Source organism: Rhodococcus sp. KBS0724, assembly GCF_005938745.2.
Classification (GTDB): domain Bacteria; phylum Actinomycetota; class Actinomycetes; order Mycobacteriales; family Mycobacteriaceae; genus Rhodococcus_F.
In genome coordinates this window covers 6461624-6473966 of sequence record NZ_VCBX02000001.1, presented here as the reverse complement: position 1 = coordinate 6473966, position 12343 = coordinate 6461624, and the positions used below count along the sequence as shown (strand labels likewise).

15 protein-coding genes and 1 pseudogene are annotated in these 12343 nt (G+C 59.2%); 7 read left to right on the top strand and 9 right to left on the bottom strand.

Annotated features, from left to right (window positions below):
* Nucleotides 1–11: 11 nt before the first annotated feature.
* Complete coding sequence (locus FFI94_RS29850; protein ID WP_138871019.1) at nt 12–1049, top strand: restriction endonuclease; 1038 nt, start codon at nt 12–14, stop codon at nt 1047–1049.
* 43 nt (nt 1050–1092) lie between these two features.
* Entirely contained in the window at nt 1093–1578 is a 486-nt protein-coding gene (locus tag FFI94_RS29845) for a DUF6461 domain-containing protein (RefSeq protein ID WP_138871018.1), read from the top strand.
* A 76-nt stretch (nt 1579–1654) separates the two neighbouring features.
* Here FFI94_RS29845 and FFI94_RS29840 read toward each other — a convergent pair whose 3' ends face one another.
* Together FFI94_RS29840 and FFI94_RS29835 are read right to left on the bottom strand one after the other, a co-directional pair.
* Nucleotides 1655–2098, bottom strand: a complete 444-nt coding sequence (locus tag FFI94_RS29840) for a hypothetical protein (protein WP_260684429.1) — start codon at nt 2096–2098, stop codon at nt 1655–1657.
* A 72-nt stretch (nt 2099–2170) separates the two neighbouring features.
* Nucleotides 2171–2629, bottom strand: a complete 459-nt coding sequence (locus FFI94_RS29835) for a MarR family winged helix-turn-helix transcriptional regulator (protein WP_138871016.1) — start codon at nt 2627–2629, stop codon at nt 2171–2173.
* Nucleotides 2630–2691: 62 nt separating this feature from the next.
* On the opposite strand from FFI94_RS29835, the gene FFI94_RS29830 reads away from it, so the two are divergent.
* On the top strand, nt 2692–3561 hold the full coding sequence (locus FFI94_RS29830) for a haloalkane dehalogenase (RefSeq protein ID WP_138871015.1): 870 nt from the start codon (nt 2692–2694) through the stop codon (nt 3559–3561).
* 15 nt (nt 3562–3576) lie between these two features.
* Here FFI94_RS29830 and FFI94_RS29825 read toward each other — a convergent pair whose 3' ends face one another.
* From FFI94_RS29825 to FFI94_RS29815, 3 genes are read right to left on the bottom strand one after another with little or no spacing between them, the layout of a single operon-like run.
* Nucleotides 3577–4296: a metallophosphoesterase gene (locus FFI94_RS29825; RefSeq protein ID WP_221937775.1), complete on the bottom strand. Its 720-nt coding sequence runs from the start codon at nt 4294–4296 to the stop codon at nt 3577–3579.
* Nucleotides 4293–4556 carry a BON domain-containing protein gene (locus tag FFI94_RS29820; RefSeq protein ID WP_138871014.1) on the bottom strand — a complete coding sequence of 88 codons (264 nt, stop codon included), beginning with the start codon at nt 4554–4556 and terminating at the stop codon, nt 4293–4295. The genes FFI94_RS29825 and FFI94_RS29820 overlap by 4 nt, the downstream gene beginning before the upstream one ends.
* Before the next feature lie 39 nt (nt 4557–4595).
* Nucleotides 4596–5189, bottom strand: a complete 594-nt coding sequence (locus tag FFI94_RS29815) for a nucleotidyltransferase (protein WP_138871013.1) — start codon at nt 5187–5189, stop codon at nt 4596–4598.
* Nucleotides 5190–5289: 100 nt separating this feature from the next.
* Here FFI94_RS29815 and FFI94_RS34660 point away from each other — a divergent pair.
* Both FFI94_RS34660 and FFI94_RS29805 read left to right on the top strand, forming a co-directional pair.
* Nucleotides 5290–5406, top strand: a pseudogene (locus tag FFI94_RS34660) (DUF4383 domain-containing protein); the annotation flags it as partial.
* Between the two features lie 232 nt (nt 5407–5638).
* Nucleotides 5639–5878 (top strand): hypothetical protein, encoded by a 240-nt coding sequence (locus tag FFI94_RS29805; RefSeq protein WP_138871012.1) that lies wholly within the window; start codon nt 5639–5641, stop codon nt 5876–5878.
* Between the two features lie 9 nt (nt 5879–5887).
* Here the strand turns inward: FFI94_RS29805 and FFI94_RS29800 are convergent, their stop codons facing one another.
* A complete protein-coding gene (locus tag FFI94_RS29800; RefSeq protein ID WP_138871011.1) occupies nt 5888–6442 on the bottom strand; it encodes a type 1 glutamine amidotransferase domain-containing protein in 555 nt (184 codons plus the stop codon).
* A gap of 169 nt (nt 6443–6611) precedes the next feature.
* Nucleotides 6612–7493 (bottom strand): aldo/keto reductase, encoded by an 882-nt coding sequence (locus FFI94_RS29795; protein ID WP_138871010.1) that lies wholly within the window; start codon nt 7491–7493, stop codon nt 6612–6614.
* Nucleotides 7494–7701: 208 nt separating this feature from the next.
* Here FFI94_RS29795 and FFI94_RS29790 point away from each other — a divergent pair, with 208 nt between their 5' ends.
* Complete coding sequence (locus tag FFI94_RS29790; RefSeq protein WP_138871009.1) at nt 7702–8109, top strand: cupin domain-containing protein; 408 nt, start codon at nt 7702–7704, stop codon at nt 8107–8109.
* Nucleotides 8110–8200: 91 nt separating this feature from the next.
* Here the strand turns inward: FFI94_RS29790 and FFI94_RS29785 are convergent, their stop codons facing one another.
* Entirely contained in the window at nt 8201–9259 is a 1059-nt protein-coding gene (locus FFI94_RS29785) for an Ldh family oxidoreductase (RefSeq protein ID WP_138871008.1), read from the bottom strand.
* Nucleotides 9260–9310: 51 nt separating this feature from the next.
* A complete protein-coding gene (locus tag FFI94_RS29780) occupies nt 9311–10207 on the bottom strand; it encodes an amidohydrolase (RefSeq protein WP_144298302.1) in 897 nt (298 codons plus the stop codon).
* A gap of 555 nt (nt 10208–10762) precedes the next feature.
* On the opposite strand from FFI94_RS29780, the gene FFI94_RS29775 reads away from it, so the two are divergent.
* Nucleotides 10763–12334, top strand: coding sequence for an ABC transporter substrate-binding protein (locus FFI94_RS29775; protein WP_138871006.1), 1572 nt, complete (start codon nt 10763–10765; stop codon nt 12332–12334).
* Nucleotides 12335–12343 lie beyond the last annotated feature (9 nt).

Sequence of the window (12343 nt, the reverse complement as noted above, 5' to 3'; positions counted from 1 at the left end):
GCGTGTCCGTCATGAGCGCAATGTGGGGTATCCACAACGACGAGCCCAGCGTTGATCTGATTGCTGGGAAATTTATCAGTATCGGTTGGGACAGGGTCGGGAATCTGAAGCAGATCGGCGCTGATCGCGGCACCATCAAGACTTTGCTTTCGGAACAATATCCGGCCGGGAAAACCGGTTCGTACCCAGTGCAGGCTGGGGTACTGGTGCGATTCGCTTTCGACATGGAGGTCGGCGACATCATCATTGCGCCCCACAAATCCGATTCGACGATCAACATCGGCGTCATCGACGGTGATTACTATTTCGATCCAGATGCGCCGACGCACCGCCACCGTCGGCCTGTACGGTGGCAGCGTATCGGGATTCCACGGTCGGAGTTCACCACGTCGGCGCTGTACGAAATCGGGTCGGCAGTAACTCTATTTCGGGTTAAGCGGCATTACGGGGAATTTCGGACTTATCTCGAGACCGGCAGCGCGGATACAGCTACCGCGGTCGTCGAAGCCGCGGCGAATGTTGACGATATGGATGTTGCCGTCGATAGCGCAACCGAAGAACCGAGCCCATCACGGTTGATGGAATCGACTGCTGACTTCATCATCAACATGTTGAAAATTGACGTCAGCCACCGCGGTTTCGAACTTTTTGTCGCTGATCTGCTGACGGCGATGGGTTATCGCACTCGCGTTCTCCCGTACTCACGAGACGGTGGAATAGATATTGTGGCGCACCGCGACCCGCTGGGGTTGGAGCCGCCTCTGATCAAGGTGCAATGCAAGCACACCGACAGAACCATGGGACGTCCCGAAGTGCAGCAACTTATCGGCACTTTGTCCACCGGGGAGGTGGGTTTGTTCGTGTCGCTGGGTTCGTACAGCGCCGACGCGCAGGCCCTGGATCGGACTCGTGGCGACTTGCGGTTGATCGGCCGCAGCGAGATCGTGGAATGGATTCTCGATCACTACGATCTGCTACCCGCCCACTGGCGCAGCAGGCTGCCACTGCGGAAAGTATTTGTTGTTGACCGAGAAATCGGACTCGATTGAACAATCGTATCCACCCGAACCTCGGAAGGATACAGTTTCGAAGATGAAGACCTACAACGATTTTGAACGGGTGATTCGCGACTATCCGTGGGTCGAGAACGGTCTCGTCGTGACGTACGTGCGTGACGCGGATCCGACGACGGTTATCGCGGCAATGACAGATGAATTTCTCGGCAAGGCAATTGGATTGAGTGGCGTCAACGAACGTGGCTGGGAGGAGCTCTCGATTGTCGGGGCCGCGCAGCTGGGGGCCTGGACGGTTGCGGTTGCGCCCATGTCCCTGGTGGGTGTCTCCGAAGAGTTGATGTTGCCTCTGTCCGTTGGGAGGGAAGTGGTAACCCAGGCTCGAGTCGTCGAAGCCGTCTCCTCGTTCAACGTATGGAAGAACGGGGAGTGCGTCGTGTACTTCGATCCGCTGTTGCGATGTGGCTTCGGACTCGATCCCAAGGCCGAGGGTCCGCTGCCAGATGGTCGATTCCACGTGTTGGAGGCATCGTTCGCAATGGCAGCGAATTACGCCGGCGCGTAGATTACGCCTGAGTTCTTCTCCGCGACGACGTTTCCGGTGGGCTGTACCGACTGATCAGCGTCGGCGCGGAGGTGGCTTACTCGGCTACTTGGCCCAGCACTACCGCTCCCATTCCGAGGGCCACCGCATCCTCGACGAGGGCTGCTGCCAGAGCCGGCACTCGCTTCGACGCCCACCCTCGGTACGCGTGACCTGCGTATGACGCTGCCACTGCGGATGCTGCGCCGATTGCGATCGCCGGAGCGACGGGTTCACTCTGGGTTCGAGCAATCGCATAAGCGGCGGCACCGCCTGCCGCAGCACGTGCGGTCAAGGACGGAGGTGCGAGCCGAGATGGCGTCGTCGGGAGTTTGTCCATGACGAACTCGCCACCGATTGCAATGGCGGATCCGCCGATCGAGAGCCGTTCGTATCGTGTGCCCTGGAATCTGAGCAACAGGAACGTGGTGATTCCGACTGCGCTGCGAAACCCACTTGCCTTGCCGATTGTCGCGTAGAGGATTGCAGATCGAATTTTCATGGAGTTCAGTATGTCCGCTATTGCCCTTCAGCGGAGCGATCTTCGAACTTCGCGCGATGATCGATGAACGGCCTATTCGTCAGCTGCATCGGTCGCGTCGAGTAGTGCGCTGAGGGCGCGATGGAGTTCTACGAGTTCGTGGTCGCCCTTGCCCCTGAGTGCGCGCGTGTTCTCATGGTCCAGTTGCTGGACAATATCTTTGGCCCGTAGCGCGATTCGGTGACCCTGTTCGGTGAGATCGAGGCGAACTGCGCGCGCGTCACGCGGGTCGCGTTCGCTCGATACGAAGCCGCCCCGCTCCAGTGCGCGGACCAGCTTGGAAATGTAAATCGGTTGTAGCCCAGTCTGTTCGGCGAGTTCACGTTGGCTGGGCCTATCGCCCGCGCGGACAAGAGTGTGAAGGGGTGCGAGCACCGAGTATTGAGCGTGTGTGAGGCCAAGAGGGGTGAGCGCTCGGTCGATTCCCGCGCGCCAGCGCAGGCTGAGGTGCCAGACGAGTGATCCCGTTGTCCATGATTCGCGGTCTTGCATGAAAATAGAGTACATGGCTACTATTCAAAAATAGAGTACATGGAAACTATTTGAGGAGCGCCATGCCCATCACGTCTGTGCTCGACTCGAACATGGCCCACCAGGAGGCGGGCGACGGTAAGCCGTTCGTGCTGCTGCACGGTAATCCCACGTCGTCGTACTTGTGGCGAAAGATTCTGCCGACAGTTGGGGCACTCGGTCGCGCCATTGCTCCCGATCTCATCGGGATGGGGGAGTCCGGTACACCGACTATCGATTACGGCTTCGTCGACACCGCCCGCTATCTCGACGACTGGTTCGATGCATTGGGTCTCGACGATGTTGTGCTCGTCGGGCACGACTGGGGCGGAGCACTTGCATTCGACTGGGCTGCCCGGCATCCCGGTCGCGTCCGGGGAGTTGCCTTTCTCGAGACGATCCTCCGTCCGATGACGTGGGCCGAACATTTTCCGGGCGACGCCAGGGCACGGGTCGAGGCATTGCGGACTCCCGGGGTGGGCGAGGCAAAAGTGCTCGAGCAGAACTTCTTTCTCGATGTCGCACTGGGCAAGACAGTCCTCAGCGGGCTCTCGGACGGCGATGCGGCCTCGTATCGTGGTCCGTACCCCACGCCGGAGAGCCGTCGGCCACTGCTTGCCTGGCCGCGCGCATTCCCCATCGAAGGCGCTCCGGCGGATGTGCACGCGCGCGTGATGGCATACGGCGAATGGCTAGCGGGAAGCGTCGACATACCGAAGCTCCTGATGACGTTCAGCGGCCCATCCGAACTCCTCATGATCGGCCATGACGAGATCGAGTGGAGCCGAGCGAACATAGCCCATCTCGATGTCGTGGAATGTGGTCCCGCCGGCCACCTCGCACCCGAGGATCAGCCAGACGCTATTGCCTCCGCGATCGTGGAGTGGAGTCGACGCCATCACTTGGATTGCTGAGGACGAAACAGGCCGTCAGTCCGTCGACCCGAGACCGTACACGGCATACGCTGCTCGGATAACTGGTTGTGCAACATTTCGCACTCTCACGCCGCCAGGGGTTGTGCCACGCTCGGTTCCGGCGTGAGCATGACCGTGAAGTGCCAGATCGAGTTGAAACTCGTCGATAGGTTCGCCGAGCAGATACGACCCGAGGAAGGGGTAGATCTCGGGGGGTTCGCCGTGCAGGGTGTCGCTGATCGGCGAGTAATGCAGCAGTGCCACTCGGATGTCTGCCTGGAGGGACGATACCGCTGTCCGAAAGCGCTCGGCGACATCGACGGTATGGCCGGCGAACTCCTTCATCTGTGGTTCTCCGAACACGCTGGCGCATTTGCCCGCGAATCCACCACCAAATCCCTTGGTGCCCGCAATCCCTAACGTTTGCCCGGCAACATCGATGGTGACAGATTCGCCTTCCAGTACAGAAATCCCTTGCGCAGTAAGCGCATCCGTAACGTCCGAGACTGCATTGCTGTGGTAGTCATGATTTCCGAGTACGGCGATAACCGGGATTCCCAGATCTGCGAACTCGTCGGCAACAACCTTCGCTTCGTCTCGACCCCCGTGTCGGGTGAGATCGCCGGCCAGCAACAAGACATCCGCGTGGGCGGATACCATGTCGAGTGCAGGCCGCAACTCACCGCGTGAATCCGCGCCGAGATGCACATCGCCAACCGCAGCGACCCGGATCACTGTAGGTCCTCGTAATCGGCTTGTGGTTCAGCTGAACTCACGACGTGGATGTCGTTGCACACGGAAATATCGGGGGCAAGTTCCGTGACAACCGATTCGAGTTCCCTCTTTCGAGCGAGACTGGTCACTTCGCCGCTGAGATAGATTTTCGATCCCCGAATCGTTACTCGCACACCGAGTTCCGACGTCCGTGGATCCTCGGCAAAAGCTCGTCTGATGTGTGCCACCAAGTACTGCGGAAGTTGTTCTCCTGCTTTCATCCTCAACACCTCCAACGTCGCTTGCCCGTCAAGTCCAGACTATTTCGTCGACGCAATCTCGAGATCGTCGAGCAGCCCGAGAAAAGCTCGTGCATAGGGCGAAGTTCGCGTCTTGTCGACAACCTCCGGCCAGTCGACTTGTTCACGTAAATCGCGCGCGATCGCGAGCATGGGAACGAAGTCGCAACGGTGAGCATCGAGGACGTTCAGTTTATCGATCATCAAGTCCGTCGCGCCGACTACGGGTGCCACCGCGGAACCTACCCGCATAGACGTTGCCCGGTCGAGGAACTCGTCAGTGATCTCGCGCCCCGAGGCCGAAAAAATCAGATCGACGAGTACATCGCCGTCGTACACCTTTGTCAGCCAATCCTCGGGCGGGTTAACCGGTTTCATTCCGATCTCTCGGAGTGCACGTAACGCAGGCGCCGCGTCTTGCTTGCGTAGGAAGATGTCGACGTCATGCCCCGACGGTGGACCGCCGCGTGCATACACAGCACAACCGCCCGCTACCGCAAATCGAATTCCGGCGCGCGCCAGAGTGTTTACTGCTCGCGTCATGGTCTGCAACAGATCGTCCATGCTGGACCCGTCGTGCGCGGAAACGGGATGCTGGGATGGTTTGGTCGTCATCCACAGGAGGTACCCGATCTTTCTACGGTGAATCGTGCGGGCCCGAGATCACCGTCGAAATCGACCGGCCGGATCGAATCCGGACGGCAATGCGCTATCAGTGGACGATTCCGTGGTCCAACAGGCGGCGGCCGGGGTCGGACTTGTGTTCCTGCTCGTGGGCATTCCGGGTTTCATTCCCGGAGTCACCACCGATTACGGCATGCTCACATTTGCGAGATCACTCCGAGGCGAAACTTTCACCTGATCGGCGGCGGCATCATCCGACAATTGGCTCCACCTCGCACTGGGAGTGGCGATGGTTGTCCTCGGAATTCTGACCACGCGCACTCGCTCGAATTCTCGATCGGCGGTGTGAACACGACTACTCGATTGCGTCCGGCATCACTGGGTACATCGATCAGACATGCCGTCGAGAGCAGTGGCGGCCTCTGGTGAAGGAGACGTTCATGGCTACCTGCGAAACGTGCGGTAACGACTACGACAAGACGTTTACAGTCACGCGTGGTGAACGCACTGCCACTTTCGACAGCTTCGAATGCGCTGCCCAGGCAATGGCGCCACAATGCGCGCACTGTGGGTGTCGCATTCTCGGCCACGGCATCGAAGCGGAAGACACCATGTACTGCTGCGCACACTGTGCTCGTCAAGAGGGCCACCTCGAGGCGGCAGATCGAGTCGGTGCCTGAATTGGCGAGTTAGTCGGAGAGAGTTTCGATCAGTTTCGAGGAAAATGCGGGGAGATCGTCGGGTTTCCGACTGGACACGAGGGTGTTCGGTCCGTTCGTACATACAACTACGTTGTGGTCGACCCAACTGCCGCCGGCATTCGTGATGTCGGTGCGCAAGCTCGGCCATGACGTGAGCGTTCGACCACTCACCACATCAGCCTCGACGAGCGTCCACGGCCCGTGGCAGATCACCGCGACAGGTTTTCCCTCGTCGAAGAAACCTCGGACAAATGCCACAGCGGCTTTGTTCATGCGGAGGAGGTCCGGATTAGCGACTCCTCCGGGAAGAACGAGGGCATCGTAGTCCGATGACGACGCCGATTCGACTGTGTCGTCGACATCAAAAACATCGCCTCTGTCCAGATGGTTGAATGCCTGGATTGTTCCTAGCTCGAGTGAAACAAGTGACGGTTCAGCGTGTTCCGAACGGACCGCATCCCAGGGATCTGTCAGTTCGATTTGCTCGACACCTTCAGTGGCCGCCAGGAATGCAACACGCTTTCCTTTCAGTAATTCACTCATCGCTCGCACTTCCCTTGTCGCTTCTTCGTGTTCAACCGGAGGTACCGTCGCTGCCGAGGAAAACCATTCGTTTCCTCGGCAGCGACCATGTGCCATCCGAGCCTCTATGTATGACTTCCCGTAGTTCGGCTTGTCTAATCACTATTCAATGTGGTTGAGGCGCAGAAGATCAAGCCTCAGGGATCTCTCGGCCGTAGTTTTCGAGAGTGATGCTGTCGGGATCGGGCCCGCCGCGTACGCCGGTGTCGAGGGCGTCGATCGCAGCAAGCTGGTCGGCAGTGAGGTCGAAGTCGAAGACGTCGAAATTCTCGGCGATACGGGCCGGCTTGGTCGACTTCGGGATAGCGGAACGGCCTTGCTGCAGATGCCACCGCAGCATTACCTGTGCAGCCGACTTATCATGCTGTGCAGCGATATCGAGCAATGCCGGGTCGTCGAAAGTGCTCTTCTCCCCGCCGCCGTAAGAAGTGATGCCGCCGATCGGCGACCACGCCTGCGTCACGATGCCGTGCTCGGCATGTAGACGCTGCAGTTCTTTCTGCTGAAAGTACGGGTGCAGTTCGATCTGGTTCACGGCGGGTACGACGGTGGTCTCGGCCAAGAGCCGGTCAAGGTGCTCGGGCATGAAGTTGCTGACTCCGATAGCACGAACCTTGCCATCGGTCAGAAGCTTCTCGAGTGCTCGGTAGGCGTCGAGTGTGAGATCGAAACGGCTGGGCAGGGGCTGGTGCAAGATCAGGAGGTCGAGTTGGTCGACGCCGAGCTTGCCTGTCGCCTTGTCGAACGCGTGCAACGTGGTGTCGAAACCGTAGTCGCTGATCCAGACCTTGGTTTCGATGAACACCTCGTCTGAGTTCACATCGGAACGCTTGATACCTTCACCGACCTCGCGTTCGTTGAAGTATGCGGCGGCAGTATCGATGTGGCGGTAGCCGGTACGCAGAGCCGACTCGACTGCGGAAACTGTGACGTCCGGTGGGGTCTGGAAAACGCCAAGCCCGATGGCCGGCATTTCCACGCCGTTGTTCAGAGTGATCGTATTTTCAGTCATGCTTTCACAGTAGGTATGTTCGGGCGCCGATGACAGGTACTGTCGTTAACCCCTTCCAGAAGAGGAGTCGCAGATCCGTTGAAGGATTCACTTGCGCAGGAGAGTCAATATTAGGCTGCAGGAATCGTCACGTTGAAATGTGTTGGCACACGCTTAGATAGGAGAAGTGCGTCAGACGATGCAGTACAGACGAACGCAAGGAGTTGCCATGACGACGATTGTGAAAGTGGAAGATGTCGAGGTTATGGACCGAGGAGGATCGGTGAAGACCGTGCCACTGGTCACCAAGACTTCCAGCGACGGGGAGGCGCTGATCACGTCGGGTATGAGCGTCTATCCGGTGGGTGGCGGCGCCCCGAAGCACTCGCATAACTGCGACGAGCAAGTGACGCTTCTGGAGGGGCGCGGTGAAGTTGAGGTCGACGGCGTTGTTACTCCGCTGGTTCCTTACGACACGACGTACATTCCGAGTCCGAAAGTGCATGCGTTTCGTAATACGGGGGAGATTCCCATGCGAATCCTCTGGGTATACACCGCATCTCGTGTGACTCGCACATTTTTCGATACGGGGATCGAAGTCGAGCATCTCTCTGCCGAAGATCAAATGGGGACGTGAGTTCTGGCTGTTTCGCCAGTCCACAGCGCAAACAGGAAGTCCGGCAGTCTGTTACACACTGCCGGACTTCCTGTTTCGTAGCTGGGACGCGTCAGCGGGCCCCAACGGTGGGAGAAGTGATGCTGTACGTCTCCGCGGCCGTCTTCAGCTCGTTCCACAGGGGTTCAGGCACTGGAATTCCGTTTCGGCTCCGGTCGGCAAACGTCTCGGCCCCGCGTTGGCCGGGAAGGATGACACGCTCGTAACCCTCTGCTACGGGCAGAGATCGGATGGTCTCGATGGTCGCGTCGACGTCGGAGGTGAAGGTGTTTACCGCCACGGCCGCGCTGGGATCGATCGCGATAATTGCGGCATTCTGCCGGTGCTTCTTGCCGCCGGAAACGCCGGAATGGAAATTGGGCAAGATGGGCTCGCCGACGAGCACGCTGGTCAACAATTCGAACATCAACGACATCCCGGAACCCTTGGCTCCGCCTACGGGAAGGGGAATCTTGGCCAACGCAGGGTCGGTTGTGGGAACTCCGTCAGCGGTGGTTGCGGCGCCGGCAGGGAGATCTTTACCGGCTTTCTTGAACTGAGCGATCTTGCCGAGTGCGATGACGGCAGTGGCCATGTCGAGCACTACCGTCGGATACTGGCCGGTGCCCGGCACTGCGATCGACAGCGGACTTGTCGCGACGGACGCCCCCGCCGCGCCTTCGTATCCCATGTTGGGCATGCCCGCAACGAGACCCATGCCGATCAGACCGCTTTCGGCAATTCGGTTCGTGTAGTAGCCAAGTGCGCCGGTGTGGACCGTTCGACGCACGTTTACCCATCCGACGCCGAATTGAGCAGCCTGAGCAATCGCTATGTCGGCTGCGCGTGTGAGCGCAACAGGGCCAGCTGCCCGATCGGCGTCAACCACTGCCAGAGCGCCCTTTTCGTTGTGGACGACAATCTTCGGCTCGGCGTTCGCCTCCCCGGTCCCGAACAATTCGAGGTAGCGAGGAACACGTGCGATTCCGTGGGAATCCACACCCCTCAGATTTGCCCAGACCAGTACCTCGGCGATGGTGCCGGCGTCGTCAGCCGAGACTCCACGCGATTGGAAAAGGTCTCGGACGTAGTCCCGGAGTTCCGCGGGATCGATCTTGATCGGGCTTGGCATGTCTGGCCTTTCTTCACGGAGTTGTTCTGTTGTACTGCAGTTGCTTTACTGCTACTTGCCAGAAGCCTGCAGCGATCCCTGAGAGGCTGCCTCGGAGATGGGCCAGTCGAGGCACTCGGCGATACCGCGACCCATGATCCACTCGAGCTCCTGCTCGGTGAAATCGAAATGCTCCGTGAACTGCTCGACCGTATCCGTCCACGTCAACCCGTGACCGAGCAGACGCGTGATATCGGTACCGAAGAAACAACGCTCCGGACCCATCGCATCAACCATCTCCCGCACATACTTCGCGATATTGAGATTCGGGAACGGCTCCGTCGAATACCCCGGAATAGCAGAAACCTTCACAAAAATATTCGGATGAACATGCAGATCCGCCGTCTCCTTCACCCAATACCCGATCGCATCGTCGACACACCGCGCCATGATCCCCATATGGTCGATGATGATCTTGAGCTCCGGATGCTTACCCGCGATCTCACCGAGCTCCGCCTTCCACACCGGAGCATGCACCATCGTCTTGATACCCAACTCCTCCGCCAGAGGCCAGTACCAGTCATTGGTGCCGTCGATCATCCAATTCCGGTCCTGCGGACGATGGAACGTCAACCGCGTCCCCTTCACATGCGGATTCTGCGCAAAATCCTTCATCATCGCCGCACCCTCGACCGGCTTGTTCTGCGGAATACGCGCCATGATCCCGAAACGATCCGGATGCGCCTCACACGCCTCCAACGCGTAATCGATCCGATCACCCTCCCACGACGGCGGCAGAATCAACGCCCGATCCACCCCCGCCTCATCCATCAACCCGAGAGCCTCCTCGTAACTGAACGACTCCTCCCGATGACCGTTCAATCGGATACGCTCACGCGCCCCCGGAAGCCACGGACGATCCGGAGCCTCGTCCTTCCAGATATGGATTTGCGAATCGACAATGAACATGGATCCTCTATTCTCCCGACGTGCGGGTGCCTGTGAAACGTCGCCGCAGATAGGATTGGGCGACTGTGCAGAGACCGGGTCGTGACGGCGAACCGTGAGGCGTGCCACGGGTAGTAGCCGGAATCTGTGTCGTGACGTTATCTTTCGCCGGTACCTTCAATCCAGTGGTACGGACGCATCATTAGCTGAACGAATTTCGTTGGTGTCGCCGGACGTACCGACGATTACCCGGCAGACTATGACGGCCGTCACTTTTGTGCATACAAAGGTTTCGCAATCGGCTGTGGACCCGGGCGATCCTGGACGACTAGTTTGACGGAGATGGGTTGGGGCGAGGCGGCTGCAACTCTTCTTAGCCTGCCCCACATCGGCTTTCGGTCAGCTATTTCGGATGGACATTGCGTTACCCACTTCGTTGGCGAGGTGATGGACCGGCGCGGTTTCCGTGCACGAGATGTGCTGTGTCGAGGACGTATACGACGAGTCTGTCGGCTCGAGATTCGGTGCGGCCCTGACAAATTCATAACCACCGAGTTAGATCTAGAAAGGACCATGATGTTCCGAAAGAGAAGTCTCGCGACGCTCGGGGTGGTGTGTTCCATCGCTCTGGCACTGTCGGCATGCGGAGGTGGCGCTGCCGGTTCCTCGTCGGAGGCGAACTCAGGACCTTCAGGCGATCCCGTTGCCGGCGGTACCGTTCGCGCGGTGATGCTGAGCGAGCCTCGCAACCTCGACCCCGCGATTCTTCAGAACAACCTGCAGGGGCAAGGCATGCTCGGCAACTCGTTGTACGGAACGCTGATGTACGGCGACGAGCAGACCGACGAGACAATGTTCTCGATGGCAGAGAAGTTCTCGACGGACGACGCCGGCAAGACCTTCGTACTCGAACTTCGTGACGGACTTCAGTTCTCCGACGGCACCCCGCTTGGTTCGGATGCAGTCAAGTACAACTGGGATCGACTCAAGGACAAGTCGCTCGGTTCCAACTCCACCCCTGACGCCGCGCTGGTCGAGTCGACCGAGGTTGTCGACGCGACGACGCTGAAAGTTACTTTGACGCAGCCGACTCCGGCTTATGCAAATCAGGTTTCGCGGACAGCGATGAACTGGATTGCCTCCCCGGCGGCACTGGCACAGGGGGCGCAAGCGTTCGATGCCAATCCGATCGGTGCCGGACCGTTCACCTTGGAGAATTGGACACGTGCGGGCAAGATCGAACTGGTCAAGAACCCGGGATACTGGGACGCTCCGCGGCCGTATCTGGACGGAATCACACTCACCTCGTCGGCGGACGAAGAGCAGCGACTGAATTCGGTGGTGAGCAGTGGCGCCGATCTGGTCCAGGCCGCTGATTGGTCGGTTGTGAAGAAAGCGTCGACTGCTGGGTTCCAAGTTCAGTCGATGCCGATGGCCGGCGGGACATTCCTCGCGCTGAACACGACACGAGCTCCGTTCGACGATGTTCGGATGCGTCAGGCAATCAGTGCGGCAATCGATCTGGAGGGACTGGAACTCGCTGTGGGGAAGGGCTCGGGCGTTGTTGCCGACACGTTGTTCCCGGAGGAAAACCAGTTCTACACGGACACGCCCTTGCATACCTACGACAAGGCCAAGGCACAGGACCTCTTTGATCAGTTCGCTGCGGAAGGCCATCCCCTGACATTCACATTCACAGCGTTTCCGGGGCAGGAATTGGTTGCCCAGGCGGTTCAGGCTCAGCTCAGTCAGTACGACAACGTCGAGGTTTCGGTCAACCGCGTCGACTGGGCCGAGTCGGGACGAATCTACGGAGAGAAGGGCTACGACATGATGGTGGCGGCATCGAACTTCATCGATCCCGAGCCGTCATTGTTCCGGTCCTTCTACAGCACGTCGCCTCGAAACTCGTCGGGCATCAAGGATGATCAGCTCGATGCGGCGCTCGTCGCTGGACGCACCGGCGCGTCGGCGGAGGATCGCAAGGCGGCCTACGAAGCAGTATCCGAGCGTCTCGCCGAGATCTCGCCGGCCGTCTTCTACCTGCGCACTTCGCAGACTGCGATCGCATCCGAGAAGGTCGGCGGAATCCAGATGTACGGAGAAGGGTCCCTGCTGACAGCGGGGTTGTGGCTCGCTGATCAGTAGCCTGCCTGT